This window comes from Bacillus sp. N6 (assembly GCF_052805735.1).
The window spans coordinates 3036457-3055404 of record NZ_CM127843.1 but is presented as its reverse complement, the minus strand read 5'-3'; the positions used below and the strand labels follow the sequence as shown (position 1 = coordinate 3055404).

Below are 18948 nucleotides of genomic sequence, written 5' to 3'. Positions count from 1 at the left end.
ATTGAAGTTAGTTGAAGTGAAACCGACAATCTCCATAATTCAATGATGATATAAAATCATTGAATTATGGAAGTTGTCGGTTTTTTTTATGGGAAAAAACGATGCACGAAAAAGAGTGAATGAAAATTGAAATTTAAAAAACTATCGTAATTAAAAGGAATTTTTATAGGCTATTTTCGCTTAGAAGGGAGTATTTAACATGTTAATTTCGCTGAGTTCATCAACACTGTTAACTTTATTTTTTATGGCGCTTAGTGCTTCTTGGCTAAGTGGATTATTGTTTTTACATGCAAGGGTACCTTTACGTTTTGTTCATATCCATATTGGTATCGCTGCTTTACCTTCATTGGTTTCTTTACTCGCACTTGTTAATAACAATGGAGATAGAGTTGTGGGGCCTTGGCATCTAGATACTTTAGCTTGGTTAATGGCTTTCTTTGTTCTTACAATTGGTTTAATCATTCAGCGTTTCTCTGTACGTTACTTAATGGGGGATCACTCATATCGAAAATACTTTGCACTTTTTACATTTACTACAGGTGTATCTTCGGTTGCATGGTTAAGTGATGATCTTCGTTTAATGCTCATTTGTTGGGGAGCAACGCTTATAGGATTGGTTCTACTCATAGGGCTAAATAAAGGTTGGAAAGTAGTTAGTGAAGCAACTAAAATCTCTGGCTATTTATTTACAATAAGTTGGATTGCCTTACTATCAGCTATCATTTGGCTTTTTCAAGTAACAGGACAGTGGCAGTTAACATCAGTTTTAACGAATGAAAATGTAGCGCTACATGGAACATTGGAGAGAACAGGAATTAACTTATTAATTATATTAGCTGTGATGATTCCAGCAGCACAATGGCCTTTTCAAAGATGGTTAATTGAGTCTGCTGTTGCTCCAACTCCTGTTTCTGCTATTATGCATGCGGGTTTAGTAAATGCTGGCGGTATCATGTTAACTAGATTTTCACCTCTTTTTCATGATGATATTGCACAAATAATTTTACTAATTTTCTCTAGTATTTCTGTCTTAATAGGTACAGGAATTAGTTTAGTCCAAGTTGATTATAAACGTCAGCTAGTAGGTTCAACTATTGCACAAATGGGATTTATGCTTATTCAATGTGCATTAGGCGCCTATTTAGCAGCTGTTATTCATTTAATTTTACATGGTTTGTTTAAAGCTACACTATTTTTACAAGCTGGTTCTTCCGTGCAACGTTTTGGGGTAGTGAATCAGTCTAATGAAAAGATGTCCAATTTGTGGAGTATAGTTGGACGTGTTTTAGGATCATTTATAGCAATTACTTTCTGGTTTATGACTTCTGGAGAGGGGTATCAACTAGTTAGTGCGTTAATCTTAGGATGGTCACTATACTTTTCATGGAAACAGCTTGTTGTTTTTGGAGAGGGAAGAATGGGACGAATTGCTGGCTTAATTGTTTTGATTGGATTTTCTCTCATTTACTTTACTGTTCATAATTCTCTTTATAAATGGTTGCATACTGATATTTATCAAAGTGTTCAACCTTCAGCTCCAGCCGTTATCTTTGTTATATGTATTTTACTATTTAGTAGTATTATTAGTACTTTCGTTACTCGTCATCAATCTTCTGCTTTATTCGCTGTACTTTATCTTTGGTTAGTTCGAGTAGGTGAGGCGAGAAGAAAGTCAGTAGAAAGTCACCCAAGCTATCTGAAACATTATGTATCAAAGGGAGGTAATTCGTGATGAGCATACCGTCAATATTAAAGAAAGATACAAACATTGATATGCAAGAAAATAATATAAATGATTTAGTTGCATCTGCTAGCCGAGTTATTGCACCACTTTGGCCTATCTCGACGTTTGCAGCTCACCACCCTTGGATGGGACTTGAAAAGCAATCATTTGAACAAGTCGCAAATTGGTTAAAAGAAGCTCGTAATGTGGATATTTATCCTAGTGCCTCCATGATTCATTCGGCAAAAGCAAAAGGTGAGATTGAGGAATCATTTTTACAAATGAGTTTGTCTCGTTGGCTGGATTCACAATCTTTTAATATTCCGCGAGAGAAAGCAGAGCGATTTTGCCAAGCAGCTTTAAAGTTAGAAAAATTACCTTCTAGTCTATTATCATCGCCAGAAGTAAATAAATTGGCAGAAGAAATGAGTTATATAAATACAGCAAGTATGAAAGCGTCTGTTATGCAGCCAATAAGTTCGCTTATAGAGAATCAAAATAGTGAAAACCTATCTGATGTTCTTAATTATCATATCATTAAATGGTGTAAATTATATCTTGATGACTCTGGATCAAGTTGGACGATGCCAAATCGAGAGAAAGGTTTTTATCGTGCATGGCAACACCTTATTAAATTTGATCCAGCGCTCAGTAAAAATGAGCGTAAAGTTTTAAAAGATTGGCCAGAAGATGCCGAAGTAGCTTTAGCGAGAGCATTATCTGAACTAGGAATTTCTGAATCTAACATACAATCTTACCTTGAAGGGCACTTGCTTTCTTTGCCTGGGTGGGCAGGAATGATACGATGGCGCTCACAACAATCAATTCAGGAACAGGAACTTCTCATAGAATATTTAGCAGTTCGAATTTCTATGGAGCTGGCTATTGCAAAACCTTATTTACCTTTAAAACATCAAAAGGTTGAGAAAAAAGTTTCGATCGTCCCACTTATAGCTTCTTGGATCTATTGGGGGAATATTTCAACACGGGAATGGTTACAAATGCCTGCTGCTGAGCAAAGTGAATTATTAGTATTCGCTTATCGTTTTGATGAAAATATTCGCAGGAAACTTTGGATGGAAGCTTGGGAACAAACGCATGCAGAGCAATTAAGGGAGAAGATTGCTTCTACACAACGTGCAACCGATGATAAAAAGCGTGTATTAGCTCAATTAGCATTCTGTATTGATGTACGTTCAGAACCGTTTCGTCGCCATCTTGAAAAATTAGGTCCGTTTGAAACATTTGGGATAGCTGGTTTCTTTGGATTACCAATTGCAACTAGTGAACTAGGTAGCAATAACAACCATCCTTCTTTGCCAGTTATACTCAAACCGAAACATCAAATAAAAGAGCTCACAAATGAAAATGAACTTAAATCTTATGAGCAACGTAAGAGGGTAGGCAGTTCGGTACGTTATACATTTAAAACGATGAAACAGAACGTACTGACAAGTATGGCGCTACCTGAGTTAAGTGGTCCTTTACTTGGTCTACAGATGGTGACAAGAAGTTTTGTCCCAAGAGGAGTTGGTGGTTTCATTCGTAACCTTCGTAAAACTATGTTACAAAAACCTGATACAACATTCTCGCTTAATCATGTTCATGACACAAAGGGTGAGATACCTATCGGTTTTACGAAAGAAGAAAAAGTGAACTATGTGCGTCAAGCTTTAAAAATGGTGGGATTAACAGAAGGTTTCGCTCCTTTAGTTGTCATGTGCGGCCACAGTAGTCAAAGTACGAACAATCCTTATGCTGCAGCGCTTGAGTGTGGTGCGTGTGGCGGAGCAGCGGGAGGGTTTAATGCAAGAGTTTTCGCTACTTTATGTAATCTTCCAGAAGTGAGAGAGGCGTTGTTTGCTGAAGGTATTAAAATTCCTGAGGACACCATTTTTGCAGCAGCTGAACATAAAACAACAGTGGATGAATTGGAATGGATTTACGTCCCAGAACTTTCGGAAACTGCGCAAGAAGCATTTGATTGTATCGAGTCGATTATGCCAAATGTGAGCCAACATGCAAATAGAGAGCGTTTAACGCAATTACCAAATTTTAAAACGAAAATAAAAAATGCGAGTAAAGAGGCACATCGATTTGCAGAAGATTGGAGTGAAATACGTCCAGAATGGGGATTAGCTCGTAATGCATCTTTTATTATAGGGCAACGAGAATTAACTCAGGATTGTGACTTAGAAGGTAGGGCTTTCCTCCATAATTATGATTGGAAACAGGATGAAAGTGGCGATATATTAGCTAACATTATTGCAGGACCAGGAACAGTAGCTCAGTGGATAAATCTACAATACTACGCTTCAACTGTAGCTCCTCATTATTATGGTAGTGGAAACAAAACAACCCAAACCGTAACGGCGGGTCTCGGTGTTATGCAGGGAAATGCAAGTGATTTGTTGCCAGGCTTACCTTGGCAATCCGTTATGCAGTCAGATAGTGAGACGTATCATTCACCACTTCGTTTACTAATTGTAATTCAAGCGCCTATTCAATATATAGAACGTTTGCTAAATAATGATTTCACATTTCGAGAAAAAGTTCAAAATGGATGGGTTAGACTTGCAAGTGTTAATCCAGAGGGACGCTGGAAAAACTGGTAACAATCATGCAATGCATAATCAACTATTGTTACTAGCTTAAAAGTTTCATAAATACAATAATGAAGAAGGAGTGCTCCATATGAATTCAAAGAATAAAAAAGTTTTATTGTTAACAGACATTAAACATGGAATAGAGCCTATTATCCAACAAGTAACTAACATTCAACAAGAAAACATGTTGACTATACACAGCTACGATTCTGTAATTGTACATCCTTATGGAGATATAATGAGATCTATTATTATTGCTATTTATCAAGAAAATGTTGAAGAAATTTTTGTTGTAGGAATAGAGGATAAAGAAACTGATGTAGTTAATCTACAAATTCAACGTGATTCCATAAAAAATAACAGGGAACTAGACTATCTCTTTGAAAATTGCATGCCTGAATTTTCAAGTGGTAGCCTTGATGAATGGCTAAGTGGAAAAGAAAATGTTAGTGAAAATATTGAGAAGAGTATAGATATGATTTGTCATCATCCACTAGTACCGTCTGATGTTAAAGTTCATGGTTTCAAGATTGATAGAACAGGGGAAAAAGAAACGGTTGTTAAAGTTTCTGTTAATAAAGTAGTGAAACAAATGCATTCTTATGTGTAAGTTATCAATAGATAAGCAACTTTTATTTGGTAGATACTATAATATGTTAAATATTTGGAGTTATTTCCTTTAAAAAGAGTAAAAGAAATCTTCTATAAATAGAGATCTTTTGCTCTTTTTATAATAAAAATAAAAAATTATTTGACGTTTTTTCGAAAAAATTTTTAAGACAAGGCTTTTAGGTTTATGAAAACCTTTATTCATGATAGCAAGATAATTTTGATAAGAAGTATATAGTAAGAATGATTTGGAGATACCGATGGGGATATAACTATTTTATTTAGGACGGTGCAATTAAAATGGATTTACAGAAAGGGAAATTATATTGGAACACGACTTTTTCTAATACACCTTCTTATCCTCGTTTGGACGAAGATATAAAATGTGACGTACTAATAATAGGAGCAGGAAGTTCGGGTGCTCAATCAGCATACTATTTGAGTGAATCAGATTTAAATATTGTTATCGTTGATAAAAGAAAGGTAGGACATGGAAGTAACCTTACAAATACAGCACTTATTCAATATTTAGGTGATAAGATGTTTTTTGAACTTGTAAATACATTTGGGGAAGAGTATGCAGTTAAGCATATGAAATTATGTGAACAAGCTATTAATGATATTGAATATGCTGATCAAAACTTGCCTTATTGCTCTGACTTTAAACGACGTGACAGCTTATATTATGCAAGTTATGAAGAGGATATAAAGAAATTAGAAAAGGAACTGTATTACTTACATAAGCATGATTTTAAAGCGGCTTGGTTATCAGAAAAACAAATTGGAAAGAGATATCCATTTAAAAAACGTGCAGCTATTTATACGTATAATGATGGTGAAATAAATCCTTATAAATTTACACATAGTTTATTAGAACAAGCCTCTAATAAAGGAGTTCACATTTATGAAGATACAGAGATTGTTGGCAAAAAGTTAGAGAAAGAATGTGCTATCTTTTATACAAAGGAGGGCAATTCTATTACTGCCAATAAAGTAATTGTGGCTGCAGGATATGAAGGATTGGAATTTAAAAAGGAAAAGAACGCTACACTGATTAGCTCATATGCAATTGTTACTAATCCTGTGGAAGATTTATCTTCTTGGTATAAACGCACTCTCATTTGGGAAACTGCGAGACCATATATTTATATGAGAACTACTGCAGATAATAGGATTATTATAGGTGGATTAGATGAAGATACAAACATTGCTCAAGAAAGAGATTCAAAATTAATCCATAAAAAAGAGAAATTAGTGAATGAATTTAATAAGCTCTTTCCCAATATAACAGTTGAACCTGAATTTTATTTAAGTGCTTTTTATGGTGGTACTCATGATGGTTTACCTATAATTGGAATGTATGAAGAGTTTCCAAATTGTCACTTTATCTATGCGTATGGAGATAATGGATTAGTTTATAGTATGGTACTTTCTAAAATTGTTCGAGATATAATTATTAACGGTTCAAGTCCAGATTTGAATTTATATTTACAAACTAGACCAAAACTAAATGAGTAAACTGCATGTATACAAAATCATAGTAGTAAGGAGCTTATTTAGGGTTCCATTATAAAAAAACGCTATTTTAAATGTATTAGTTTCATGTGACTATTTGTTATGTTTATGAATGCTTAAATAAAGCATTCATAAACAATATTATTTGTTAAATCCATTCATTTTACTAAGTTCAGTTATTTGTATAATCCATTCTTTTTTTAGGTAGGGTAGAGTTGCTTGGATATGATGATATTCCCATTCTTCCTCAATGGTAGGGTAAAGATTAAATAAGTATTTTTCTTCATCATTTGTTACACTTGCTTTAGGATTGCCAGTAAGTTTAAAATAAATGTCGCACCATCCGCTATAGTTTGTTAACATGAATAAAAAATTAGGACATGTGAATTCGATGAGGTATATTTCTTTCTCTAATTGAATATCTGATAGTAATTCTCTTGCAGTCTCATAAGTAGGCTTCTTTTGGTAACCATTGCATGAATGCCATGCCCAAATGGGTAAATCTATAATAAAGTCAATACCTTTCTGTTTCATGTGTCTTACAATGTATTTATATGCTGTGCAATCTTCTTTACTAACAAAAATAGGATCGGCTATAAGCTTACCTTCATTCAAAAGTGTATTTATGGCATTTTGGTTTTGAAAAGTCCATAGGATTGTTGAATCTATAGATGTATTTAAGTTTGATTGTTTATAAAATTGTTTTTTCATCTTTCTCTCCATTTTCTTTTTTATTTTATAAGAGTTTAAGATAAGTACAAAGTGCATTATATTTTTATCTTTATTAAGAGTTGGAAAAATCCATTAAAGATAGAAGAGTTTGTTTGCAATTACAAAAAATGATTCTTATAATCATTTAAAAATAACAGAAGTATTTGTTCTAATAAAGAATGAATTGTGCTTTAAGAATTAGAAAGGATAGCCATGCAAAATAAAATTATTGTTATGTTCCAAAAAGATTTTCGTTTATATGATAACCCAGCTCTATTTGAGGCTGTTCAGTCTGGTGAGGTTCTTCCTGTATATATACAAGATGAAACTTTTTCAATAGGAAGTGCGGCAAAGTGGTGGTTGCACCATGCTGTAATAGATGTAAAGAAGCAACTTGAGGCATTGGGCTCTACTTTAATAATTCGTAAAGGACGTACGGAGGAAGAAATACTTTCTCTCATAGAACAATTAGATATAACAGCTGTATATTGGAATATTTGTTACGATCCGGACAGATTACAATCTAATCAAAAAATGAAAATGATGTTAGAGGATAAAGGTATTATCTGTAAAGAATTTAATTCGCATTTATTATTAGAACCGTGGATTATTAAAAAGAAAGATAACACTGAATATAAGGTGTTTACGCCTTTTTACAATGCATTTCAAAAGCAGGTAATACTTAAACCTATTAGCAGAGTGCAGAGTATAAAGTGGGGAAACTCTTTACCAGCAAGCTTATCTGTTTCAGAATTACACTTGTTGCCGACTATACCGTGGACATCTCATATGGAAGTAATATGGGATCCGACAGAAGAAGGGGCATATAAAACATTCAAGAAATTTTTCTCTAGCAAATTAGTCTCTTATAGTGAAGGAAGAGATTTTCCAGATCAAAATGTCCATTCGATGTTGGCACCGTATCTTTCATTTGGTCAAATATCAGTAAAGCTAATGTTTCATTACTTAATAAATAAAAGTACCGAAAGACAATGTAGTCTTTTTGAAAAACAAGTTAATAGCTTTATACGTCAATTAATTTGGCGAGAGTTTTCTTATTATTTACTATATCATTATCCATTTACAGTATATAGACCTCTTAATAAGAGCTTTGAAAATTTCCCGTGGGATAAGGAAGAGGAGTTATTAAGAGTATGGCAAAAGGGGAAAACGGGTTATCCGTTTATTGATGCGGGAATGCGAGAACTATGGCAAACAGGTTTTATGCATAACCGGGCAAGAATGGCTGTAGCCTCTTTTCTTGTAAAGCATTTGTTAATTCCGTGGCAAAAAGGAGCAAAATGGTTTATGGATACACTACTAGATGCTGATATTGCAAATAATACAATGGGATGGCAATGGGTTGCTGGAAGCGGAGCAGATGCATCACCGTACTTTCGTATTTTTAACCCCATCACACAAGGAGAAAAGTTTGATAAAAATGGAGAGTATATAAGAAGATGGGTACCAGAATTAAGAGATATCCCAAACAAATATATACATAAACCTTGGGAAGCACCTGAGCGTATTTTACAAAAATCCAATATAAAACTTGGGGATACATATCCTTATCCGATTGTTGATCATAAGGCAGCACGAGAGAGAGCCCTTTGTGCATATAAAAGTATGAAAGAATTTGTATGAAATAGGTTAAACAATATGTATTTGGAATTTAAATATTAGGATTTTATCCATTACAAGGACATACTAATCATATAAAGTTTCTATAATCTTCTAGTAAAAAGGAGAATGTTTATGAAAAAATCTAGTATTATAGTATTTTTACTAACATATGGTTTGTTTTATGTTTCTAGTGTTTTATTCCCTATTGATCGTACTTGGTATGATGCGTTAGAAAAGCCGTCTTGGACACCTCCTGGTATGACAATCGGAATGATATGGGCTGTATTATTTGGACTTATTGCATTATCAGTTGCAATTATTTACAACAACTATGGATTCAAGCCAAAAACATTTTGGTTTTTATTCCTTTTAAATTATATATTCAATCAAGCGTTCAGCTACTTTCAATTTAGCCAAAAGAATTTGTTTTTAGCAACAGTAGATTGTTTACTAGTCGCTATTACTACGTTACTTCTCATTATGTTTTCTTCCAATTTATCTAAAGTATCGGCATGGTTGCTAATCCCATATTTTTTATGGGCTACATTTGCTACATATTTATCTTGGACAATTTATAGTATAAATTAAAGACGTAAATGAAAACTTGAGCACAATGAAAATGCTCGAGTTTTTATGTTTATTAATGATAATCTAAAGTATAGAATATACACATCTTAGGGAGGTCATATATGTGAAGAAATGGATAAAAATTGTTCTGTACTCTTTACTAGGTATTTTACTCATCGGAAGTATTACTTTTTTAACTTGGTCTCAGTTTACTTATAAACCAACGAAAGAGGCTTTGTCTTTAGTAGATGATAAAAAAGATGAAGATTATATAGTTTTTGGAGAGAAAGATGCAAAAATAGGAGTTATTTTTTATCAAGGAGCTAAAGTAGAAGCGGAGGCTTATAGTTACTTAGGAGAAGCACTTGCAAAAGATGGGCATTTTGTAGTAATGCCTAAGTTACCATTAAACTTAGCGATATTTGGAATAAATGAGGTAGATAGTGTAATTGAACAGTATCCTGAAGTTCAAAAATGGTATGTTGCTGGGCATTCAATGGGTGGAGCTATGATTTCTAGGTATGCCTTTCAACATGAAGAAAAGGTAGACGGGATTATTTTCTTAGGTTCGTATCCTGCAGATGACTTCTCTACTAAGTCGATTCCAATGTTATCAATTTACGGGGAAGTAGATGCTTTAGCAACTGTAGAAAAAATAGAGAACAATAAAAAGTTTATGTCAAAAAATACAACTATGCACATGATAAAAGGGGGGAATCATGCTAATTTTGGCATGTACGGTGAGCAAAAAAGTGATAATGCGAGTTTAATTACGCCAAAAGCACAACGAGATGAAACAGTGAAAGTAATTGAAGAATGGTTATTGAAACAATGATAACGAATTTAATAAATCTACCGAAAGAATTCTCCCAGCGGTAGATGGAAGAGAGAATAAAGAGCCAACTCGTATGAATTGGCTCTTTTATTTATTTGCTATCTCCAATTGTCCCCTTATTTTCTCCGGAATATCCTCTTTAGAAATAATATCGTAAGAATACACATACTTTCCTTTTACATGAATTTTTAAGTAAGTTTTTCTTATAAAATCATTAGGCGTGTTCGTTCCAACATTATATTCTTTTTCATTGCTTAATTCATCAACAGCTTTTAGTGAGTACATAGCTTTTCCTTTTTGATGATAATCCGGAACACCATATCCTTTCGCAACGGCATATACATTTTTTTCTTCAGCAATCGGATTAAATCTGTCTAAATCCCCGCGTAATATGAAAGGTAGTAAGTATATAGGAAGGCCTATTCCTAATATGCAAATTACAAATTTTCTCATTATCGTTTCTCCTCTTGTTCATTTACATGCTTCAGTATAGAAAAAAATTCTTATGAATAAAGGGAGATTTTCTTAAGTTTTTCTTAAAAGAGTTTAAAGGTTATTTTAACCAAACATTATGTCACTAGAACATATAGAAGAGAAAAGAAAAACTATCATCAACATGTTAAACATGTATCTTTATAGGGTAGCGAGTATTGGGGAATTTACACAATTTAGATTCTGAAATTTTAAAATTAGTAGTTGTTAGGGAAGAGAGAGGGTTTAGAGTTTCAAATGTGTGTCAGTTACAATTGAAAAGTTACATCAACAACAAAAAGGAATACATGAGTAAAAAAGACAGCAAGAAATGTATCTAATGTCTTAAAAGTGTAATTGTAGGAACTATTAGGATATTTTTCCTTAATATATGCATACTAAACATACTATAAAAGGTACATAGAAAGTGAGGGAATCATGGCTAAATTTTTGAGGCGTTTAAAATATAGAGACAACCCTAAGTCATGTTCAATACGAGACAATACTCATTTTCAGGAAAAAAATATTGAAGACTCCCTCTTAGACGCTGATTTATCCAAAAACATAGCTCATATTCAGAATATATTTCGTCAAGCGCCTGATTTAGTAATTCGGCAGTTTCAAATAACAGTAGGTGGATTAGAAGCAGCCTTAGTATACTTATCTGGATTAACAGATAAAGAATTGATTCAAAATCATGTTCTCAGTCCTTTGATGAATATTGATTTTGATACTAATAGAGAACTTCCAATTCCGTTAGGACAAATTAAGATTATTAATACATTAAGTCAGATTGAAAATGCTATTTTTGGGGGAGATAGTGTTTTATTAATTCACAGTCGAACAACAGCACATCAATTGGATACAAAAGGGTGGCCACAAAGAAGTGTTGAGGACGCACATAACGAAATAGCTCTAAAAGGAGCACATCAAGCTTTCATAGAAACTGGAAGTCAAAATATCGCAATGATTCGAAGATATATTCCTCATCGTGAATTAGCGATAAAAGAAATAATAATTGGTGTACGGAGCAAAACCAAAATTTCTATTTTATATTTGAAAGATGTAGCTTCTGAAGATGTGCTGAAGGAATTAGAAACACGAATTCAAAATATTACAATCGACGCTGTTGCTAGTAATGGCGAACTTATAGAATTCATTGAAGATCACCCTTACTCACCGTTTCCGCAATTTATATTAACTGAAAGACCTGATTTGGCTGTATCTCACATTCTACAGGGTAGATTTGTAACTGTAATGGATCATTCACCTAATGTGTTAATTACTCCAACAAATTTTATTTCCTTTTTTCAAGGAGTCGATGACTACGGTACAAGGTGGTTAGTTGCTTCGTCTATTCGGTTGCTTCGTTTTGTCGCCTTTATGGTTGCTTTATTTCTGCCTGCGAGTTATGTTGCGTTTATTTCCTTTAATTTTGAAGTTATTCCTGTAGAGCTATATTTATCTATTGCTGAATCAAGAACGCGCGTACCCTTTTCCCCAGTTATGGAAGCGTTACTTATGGAAATAACATTGGAAACGATGAGAGAAGGGGCTTTACGGATACCTACTCCGATTGGTCAGACAGTTGGAATTGTAGGTGGTATTGTCATCGGCCAGGCGGCTGTTCAGGCGGGAATTGTAAGCAATATTATGATTATTGTTGTTGCTGTTACCGCCATCTCTTCTTTTGTTATCCCTAACTATGATATGGGAGCGGCAGTAAGACTTTTACGCTTTCCAATGATGCTAGCAGCTGCCTTATTTGGAATTGTAGGACTTGTTATCGGGTGGATGACTTTAATTGGGCATCTAAGTAGTCTTAAATCGCTAGGTACTTCTTACGGAACACCATTAGCACCCTTTCGTTTTGCAGATATGAAAGATGTTTTTGTACGCTTTCCTTTATGGACAATAAGAAGGCGTCCTAAGGGGAATGGAACCGATCAAACTATTCGACAAGGAAAGAATCGTAATAAAAGGTGAAATTATGAAAAAGTATGCCTATAATGAAATCACTCTTATGCAGTATATTATTTTAATTAATGGAGTGCAGGTGGGCACTGGCGTTTTATCGCTTCCACGTGTGCTTGCAGAAAAGGCTGGAACAGATGGATGGATAGCTATATTGATTGGTTGGATTTTCTCCACAATATCAGGTGTGTTTATAGTGAAAACAGCTGCGAGATATCCTGAGGATACGATTTATGATATTCTTATACGATTGTTTGGAAAAATAGTAGGGAAAGCATTCGTTGTTATTTACATGATATACTTCGCTTTTTATTCTTGTATCGTTCTTATAAACGCTATGCTTTACCTTAAGGGATGGCTTCTCCCGAAAACGCCTGACTATATCGTTATCTTTTTGTTTTCGATTCCTACCTATTTTGTTGCACGTAACGGTCCTAGTATTTTAGGACGATACGCCGAACTTTTTTTTTATATGGCGCTTTGGATTCCGATATTTTTTTTAATCCCTCTTATAGGGAATGGAAGCTGGATGCCTTTCTTTCCGCTTTTAAAAGAAGGGTGGAAACCGATATTAACCGCTGTACCAAGCACTGTTTATGCTTATTTAGGGTTTGATATTGCTTTCTTTTTATATCCATTTTTACAAAAAAAACAGTATGCAGTCCATGGAATGGTTATAGCAAACACCTTAACGATGTTATTTTATTTATTTGCTACTATTGTTTGCTTTGCCTATTTTAGCCCTGATAGCATTACGCAATATAATCAACCGGTAATAAATTTACTGAAAGTAATTGAATTTCGTTTTTTAGAACGTTTTGACATGATTTTATTGGCTGTTTACTTAACCATTGTTTCCACATCATGGATCCCTGCCCTATACTGTTCTGTATTTTGTTCAAGCCAATTACTTGGAAAACAAGATCACAGCTCTCATGTAGTTGTTCTCTTATTGCTTATTATCGGATTCACATTTTGGACTCATCCTAGTTGGAATGAATCTGAAATTTGGCAACAGGTATTATCGAATACTGGATTAGGAGTAACATATATATTACCTATTATTTTATGGCTGTATTGCTGTCTATATGAGAAGTTTCGCCGGAGGAGAATACATTGAAAAGAAAAGTACTATGTTGTATTTTGTTATTGGTGTTCTTGATGACTGGATGCTTCGATCAAAGAAATGTTGAAGATGTTTCTCTTACTCTTATTCTTGGTATCGATTTAGATCCTAATGATAATTTATTAGTGTATATATCAAGCCCTGTTTTCAATAAAGAAGCAAAAATAAAAGAAGAAACTACTGGTGTGAAATCTGCTACGGTTCGAAAAGCAAGAGACCAATTTGATGCTACGGTTATGGCACTTACCGCCGGAAGTAAAACACAGGTTATTTTAGTTGGAAAAAGGCTACTGAAACAAAAAAACTGGGAAATTTACCTTGATCCATTTTACCGTGATCCCAAAAATACTGTTACCGCAAGGGTTGTCGCTGTAGATGGACCTGTTTCAGACGTCATCTTCTATAGTCCAAAAGATAAACCAAGGCTTCCTATATATTTAACAAAACTAGTTGATACCGCTTTTTTAAGAAATATCACGGTGAAAACAACACTTCAAGAATTATATGAACAAAGAGCAGACAAAGGGCTAACAGCAAATATTACTGAACTGAAAAAAAAGAATAAAATTTGGGTGACAGGTACAGCCTTATTGGATGAAAAAGGAAAGTATAAATTAACACTGAAACCTGATGAAAACAAACTCTTACGCATTTTGCAACAAGGGACTGCAGGGGAGTTACCATTTACAGTTCCAATTAAGTTAAATTCAGATAGTCAAGATAAAGATTTGATAAGTTTTACTGCCTATGGTATTAAAGTAAAGACAAAGGCAAGATATGATGATCATTTTATATTTAATGTAGATGTAAAGATGAGAATCGGTATTACAGAACGACTTTTTTCGTTTAACACTAGAAAGGATGCAGCAAAATTACAAAAGGCGATTGAAACTAAGCTAGAAGCTGATTTCAAGCAATTAATACAAAAAATACAAACCGCCAAAATTGATCCTATTGGGCTTGGAGGATATGCAAGAACATACACATATCCTAAATGGAAAAAAATACAAAAAAATTGGGGTAACGAATTAGCAAAAGGCGATGTAAACGTCAAGGTTAAGATTAAAATTGCCGGAATGGGTACGATTAAGTAACATGAATTCAACTGTGATTCGTACTAAGATTGCAAGTACTGTCTGTTTTAGAAGGAGAAATGCCTTTAATAATAGTGCCGCCACATCGCTATCTGGGCTTTTCCGTTATAGGTAACATTTTTCAATGCGTAAATAAGAAGGTTCTAGTGTAAAAACTTCAGAGCAATTGCGTCAGAATCACTATTGGATCAGTTTAGATCCATAATAAAAAAAGATTCGATATTCTGAAGTTAAAAGTAAAAAATGAAATTATGAAAGGTAAATTTCAAATAATGCTAATGTTTTATAAAAACATTGTATACGAAGGGATGTACCATTTATGATTGACGAGAAAACAATACAAATTGTGCAGTCAACGGCTCCAGTATTAAAAGAACACAGTATAGAAAAGGAATTGATTCATTATGAATCATTTAGCCCATTTGCAATTTTAGGTGAGTAACTAATACCGGATAGGGTTATAGTCATAATAATGTAAGTAAATAGTTTTTTTGCGATACTTCAATAGTGAAGTATCGTTTTCTTTGTATAACTAAAGCCCAACTATGGATTCTGATGTAATGTTGAAAAAGGATCGCAAGTAATGATTGGTCTGTTCTAATACTAAGTAACTATGATGAAATTGAATCTCAAAAGTATTACGCTAATAAAATAGCGAAAAAATTTTGGAAAAGCAAAAAATAATAGAGCTTAGATTTGCAATAATAAATGTTTTTTTCATTAGATAATTACTTTACCAATAATCGGGATGTTTGCGGATACATTTATTTTTGGGATACATAATTATATTTAGAGAATACCCAGTTACAGTATTTGAATTTTTAATAAGAAGGGATGCGAAGGAATGAACTCACAGAGACAAGGCTATGCAGGCTGGTGGCAAGGCGGACACGGTGGTTGGCCGGGTGGACACGGTGGTTGGCAAGGCGGTTGGCAAGGTGGACACGGTGGTTGGCCGGGCGGACACGGTGGTTGGCAAGGTGGACACGGTGGTTGGCAAGGTGGACACGGTGGTTGGCAAGGCGGACACGGTGGTTGGCAAGGTGGACATGGTGGTTGGCAAGGCGGACATGGTGGCTGGCAAGGTGGACATGGTGGTTGGCCGGGCGGACATGGTGGTTGGCAAGGCGGACATGGATATTAAAAAGATACTATAAAATCATTTTTTTATGCAAAGTTTGTATATTTAGTATCGTTGTATATTTTCATTTGTATAGTAAGGATATAGTGAAAACAGCAAAAAAATCCTGTGAAGTAAGGATTCTATCCATAAAATTAAAGCAGTGGAAATGTCAAAAGAACAAAAGACACCGCTTTTTATTATTCAAGGAGAACGAGACTATCAAGTTCAATCGAAAATCGAAATCCCTCTTTGGAAAGAACAATTAAAAGAACGAGATAACGTTGATTATCGACTATATCCAAAGTTAAATCCCTTATTTACAGAAGGTTATGGAGAAATAAGTAAACCGGATGAATATTATAATCCTGCTAATATCCCTGAGTATGTTATAAATGATATTGCTGCTTGGGTGCAAGGAAGAACGAAATAAAATTAGCAACCATATGTTTTAATAACGACTTTCTTTCTGTAATCAAAATAGAAACATCTTTATTAGGTTATATGTTTTTTAAAAGCACTCTTTGAAAAGGAGTGCTTTTTTATTTTTCTTTTGATTTAATTAACGAAAAAAGTATCTTGTACTCCTTTTGTAACTTTTTCTAAATAGAAATTTTCTATAAAATAAGGGGCTTGCCTTCCGAACAAATCGTTATTTGTAACACTGTTATCAAAGCAAAGTTCTCGTGACATCGCTTTGATATTCAAAAACATTAATAACCTATTGTATGAAATTTTTCGAAAATTTAGGTTTAACATCTTTAAAATAGGTGTATTACATATTACATAACAACTAAATAAAAAAATAAAAAATCTAAAGGAGGAAATATACAATGCATAAGAATGAAAGAAAACCGGTGGTTCATGAATATGAAAATGAACATGAAGTAGTTATGAAAGTAAAAGAGCTAGAATTGCAAGGGATTCACCAAGATGACATTTACGTCTTAGCACATGAAAAACATCTAACAAAAAAGATTGCGGATGATACAAACATAAATACGATTGGAGTAAAAGAACAAGGATTAGGAACAAGTATTATCAACTTTTTCTCCAAAAAAGGGGACGAGCTCCGAAATCAAATGGAGGAAATGGGGTTGTCGAAGGCGGAAGCTAATTTATATGAAGAAAAACTAGATCAAGGGAGAATTTTACTTCTAGTAACAGCTGAAACACCAACGGCGACTGATAGGCAGCTGCAAAACTATCATTCTCTCTAATAGATTGCAATATCTGATAAATAGGTAAGGTAATTATTTTAGGTTGTAGCATGGAAGAAAATAAAAATAGAAAAGGATGAGAAAAATGAAACATACAATATTTAAATATACTGTGATTGGAATTACGACCGGAGTCATAGTCTCCCTATTAAAAAAAGAAAATCGGAAAGCTATACAAACAAAAGGAAAAAGCGTAAAAGAAAAACTACAAGAAGGAAACATAAAGGAAACATTGGAGAAGGTAACTGAGACAAGTAAACAATTTTCTGTAACTGCAGCTAATGTTGCAAAACAAACATTACCACAACTGCTTACAGCCACACCAGTTGTCATTTCTACCATTAAAGACTTAACAGAAAACGAAAATAATAAAAAGAAAACAGGTGAAAAGGATTACGAAATAAATGAAAATAGTAAGAACTTAGACGGGGAAAAAACGAAAAATGAAAAGAAATATGTGAAAGAAGGGAAAGAAGAGAGTGCCTAGATTTAACTCTAAAAATAGAAAGTGAGGAAAAAAGTATGAAATCTCTGTATGCAATTGATGTAGGAATTGGTTTTACTAAGCGGGCATATCGACAGGATGTAGATTCTGAGGTGACGATTAAGAGTGAAGCTTCCACACTAGCCCCTGTACCTAATCATGTTGAAAGTGAAGATTTAACAAAGGTAAGTTTTATAGACTTAGACTTTGCATACTACATGGGAAATGAAGCACATCAATCTGACGCTTCATTTCTTCCTCCATTTGACGAAGAAATAGAAAATTATTATGAAAGCGAACAGTTTAAACAACAAATATTTGGTTGCATTGCAAAGGATTATAAAGAAAATGTTGTGTTACCTTTAGTTGTTACCGGGCTTCCCGTTACTTGTTTTGGTAGTCAGCATGAGCAATTACAACGTGCACTAAAAAAAGAAACTTCTGTGCAAATTGATGGGAAATTTATTAATATTACGGTGGAAAATACTTTGATTCTTCAGCAACCGGTCGCTTTACATGCCTATTTCTTAAAAGAGGGAATCATTCAGGAACAAGATCGTATCTTAATTATTGATGGTGGATTTCGTACATTAGAAATGACAGATATGAAACAGAATGTCATTTTAAATCATTATGAGACGGAACTAGGATGTAGCAAGCCTTTGAAAAATATTAAAAATATCCTGCAGAATCATGCAGGGGAAAGTGATCACTTGCATATTAACGACATACCAAAAGTATTAGAAAAAGGATATGGAGGTCAAGAAGAAAATCATCAGACGAGTCAGGTTAATACTTTGATTCAAAAAGAGTTGGATACACATTTCCAAGACGTTATGCGTGTATTACAAGAACAATTTAAGTTAGACCAGTATGACACTATTATTTGGACAGGAGGAATAGTAGATATCCACAAAAAACGAATTGAAAAAATGCAAGGTGAAATTTCTTCTTTCCGTATGGTAGACGCTTCGAAAGAGGCTGCACTTCATGGATACTATATGATTGGAAGTCAAGTATTTGACGACATCACCAATCAATCTGCATATGAATCCAAATTATAATAACGACCGAAATGAAGTTCGTTGAATTGACTTGCCAAAGTATGTGGCTTCTTTTCCACATATAAATAAGAAAAGATGACAAGTGCTTGTATAGAGGAAATGTTTAAAATTTAGAATCCAAATAACTAATATATAGGGGGTCTTCCTTGTAATAGAAGAAGACCTCCTATGCCATTTAGTTTGTAATTTAGAGGATCTAAAAATTT

18 protein-coding genes and 1 pseudogene are annotated in these 18948 nt (G+C 33.9%); 16 read left to right on the top strand and 3 right to left on the bottom strand.

Annotated elements, in window-relative coordinates; translation table 11 throughout:
• Positions 1-199: 199 nt before the first annotated feature.
• The 4 genes from ACUXVC_RS15720 to ACUXVC_RS15705 all read left to right on the top strand — a co-directional run bounded on the left by ACUXVC_RS15720 (position 200) and on the right by ACUXVC_RS15705 (position 6456).
• Positions 200-1732, top strand: coding sequence for an NADH dehydrogenase subunit 5 (locus tag ACUXVC_RS15720; RefSeq protein WP_144465339.1), 1533 nt, complete (start codon positions 200-202; stop codon positions 1730-1732).
• Entirely contained in the window at positions 1732-4338 is a 2607-nt protein-coding gene (locus ACUXVC_RS15715; RefSeq protein WP_144465338.1) for a DUF2309 domain-containing protein, read from the top strand. The genes ACUXVC_RS15720 and ACUXVC_RS15715 overlap by 1 nt, the downstream gene beginning before the upstream one ends.
• Positions 4339-4417: 79 nt before the next feature.
• Positions 4418-4939 carry a carbonic anhydrase gene (locus tag ACUXVC_RS15710; RefSeq protein WP_065484320.1) on the top strand — a complete coding sequence of 174 codons (522 nt, stop codon included), beginning with the start codon at positions 4418-4420 and terminating at the stop codon, positions 4937-4939.
• Positions 4940-5238: 299 nt separating this feature from the next.
• A complete protein-coding gene (locus ACUXVC_RS15705) occupies positions 5239-6456 on the top strand; it encodes an NAD(P)/FAD-dependent oxidoreductase (protein ID WP_095690595.1) in 1218 nt (405 codons plus the stop codon).
• A gap of 138 nt (positions 6457-6594) precedes the next feature.
• Here the strand turns inward: ACUXVC_RS15705 and ACUXVC_RS15700 are convergent, their stop codons facing one another.
• Entirely contained in the window at positions 6595-7164 is a 570-nt protein-coding gene (locus ACUXVC_RS15700) for a DUF3841 domain-containing protein (RefSeq protein WP_000743889.1), read from the bottom strand.
• 213 nt (positions 7165-7377) lie between these two features.
• Here ACUXVC_RS15700 and ACUXVC_RS15695 point away from each other — a divergent pair, with 213 nt between their 5' ends.
• The 3 genes from ACUXVC_RS15695 to ACUXVC_RS15685 all read left to right on the top strand — a co-directional run bounded on the left by ACUXVC_RS15695 (position 7378) and on the right by ACUXVC_RS15685 (position 10189).
• A complete protein-coding gene (locus ACUXVC_RS15695) occupies positions 7378-8808 on the top strand; it encodes a cryptochrome/photolyase family protein (RefSeq protein WP_144465337.1) in 1431 nt (476 codons plus the stop codon).
• A 111-nt stretch (positions 8809-8919) separates the two neighbouring features.
• Positions 8920-9375, top strand: a complete 456-nt coding sequence (locus ACUXVC_RS15690) for a TspO/MBR family protein (protein WP_000749744.1) — start codon at positions 8920-8922, stop codon at positions 9373-9375.
• 103 nt (positions 9376-9478) lie between these two features.
• Positions 9479-10189 (top strand): alpha/beta hydrolase, encoded by a 711-nt coding sequence (locus ACUXVC_RS15685; protein WP_144465335.1) that lies wholly within the window; start codon positions 9479-9481, stop codon positions 10187-10189.
• 87 nt (positions 10190-10276) lie between these two features.
• Here the strand turns inward: ACUXVC_RS15685 and ACUXVC_RS15680 are convergent, their stop codons facing one another.
• Positions 10277-10642, bottom strand: coding sequence for a YxeA family protein (locus tag ACUXVC_RS15680; protein ID WP_001225224.1), 366 nt, complete (start codon positions 10640-10642; stop codon positions 10277-10279).
• A 456-nt stretch (positions 10643-11098) separates the two neighbouring features.
• Between ACUXVC_RS15680 and ACUXVC_RS15675 the strand changes: the two genes are divergently transcribed.
• The 6 genes and pseudogenes from ACUXVC_RS15675 to ACUXVC_RS15650 all read left to right on the top strand — a co-directional run.
• Positions 11099-12646, top strand: coding sequence for a spore germination protein (locus ACUXVC_RS15675; protein WP_053564049.1), 1548 nt, complete (start codon positions 11099-11101; stop codon positions 12644-12646).
• 4 nt (positions 12647-12650) lie between these two features.
• Positions 12651-13754: a GerAB/ArcD/ProY family transporter gene (locus ACUXVC_RS15670; protein WP_446026154.1), complete on the top strand. Its 1104-nt coding sequence runs from the start codon at positions 12651-12653 to the stop codon at positions 13752-13754.
• Positions 13751-14854, top strand: a complete 1104-nt coding sequence (locus ACUXVC_RS15665; RefSeq protein WP_446025748.1) for a Ger(x)C family spore germination protein — start codon at positions 13751-13753, stop codon at positions 14852-14854. Before ACUXVC_RS15670 ends, ACUXVC_RS15665 begins: the two co-directional genes overlap by 4 nt.
• A 319-nt stretch (positions 14855-15173) precedes the next feature.
• Positions 15174-15296 (top strand): flavoprotein, encoded by a 123-nt coding sequence (locus ACUXVC_RS15660; RefSeq protein WP_000564622.1) that lies wholly within the window; start codon positions 15174-15176, stop codon positions 15294-15296.
• A 402-nt stretch (positions 15297-15698) separates the two neighbouring features.
• A complete protein-coding gene (locus ACUXVC_RS15655; RefSeq protein WP_200510080.1) occupies positions 15699-15998 on the top strand; it encodes a hypothetical protein in 300 nt (99 codons plus the stop codon).
• 115 nt (positions 15999-16113) lie between these two features.
• Positions 16114-16407, top strand: a pseudogene (locus tag ACUXVC_RS15650) (alpha/beta hydrolase); the annotation flags it as partial.
• A gap of 125 nt (positions 16408-16532) precedes the next feature.
• On the opposite strand, the gene ACUXVC_RS15645 reads toward ACUXVC_RS15650, so the two are convergent.
• The gene (locus ACUXVC_RS15645) at positions 16533-16688 is read right to left on the bottom strand and encodes an acyl dehydratase (RefSeq protein ID WP_095690601.1); all 156 of its coding nucleotides are present in this window, start codon (positions 16686-16688) and stop codon (positions 16533-16535) included.
• Positions 16689-16807: 119 nt separating this feature from the next.
• Between ACUXVC_RS15645 and ACUXVC_RS15640 the strand changes: the two genes are divergently transcribed.
• The 3 genes from ACUXVC_RS15640 to ACUXVC_RS15630 all read left to right on the top strand — a co-directional run bounded on the left by ACUXVC_RS15640 (position 16808) and on the right by ACUXVC_RS15630 (position 18742).
• Positions 16808-17194, top strand: a complete 387-nt coding sequence (locus ACUXVC_RS15640; RefSeq protein WP_095690602.1) for a general stress protein — start codon at positions 16808-16810, stop codon at positions 17192-17194.
• A gap of 85 nt (positions 17195-17279) precedes the next feature.
• Entirely contained in the window at positions 17280-17681 is a 402-nt protein-coding gene (locus tag ACUXVC_RS15635) for a hypothetical protein (RefSeq protein WP_000683238.1), read from the top strand.
• Between the two features lie 35 nt (positions 17682-17716).
• Complete coding sequence (locus ACUXVC_RS15630) at positions 17717-18742, top strand: ParM/StbA family protein (protein WP_095690603.1); 1026 nt, start codon at positions 17717-17719, stop codon at positions 18740-18742.
• The last annotated feature ends 206 nt before the right edge of the window (positions 18743-18948 follow it).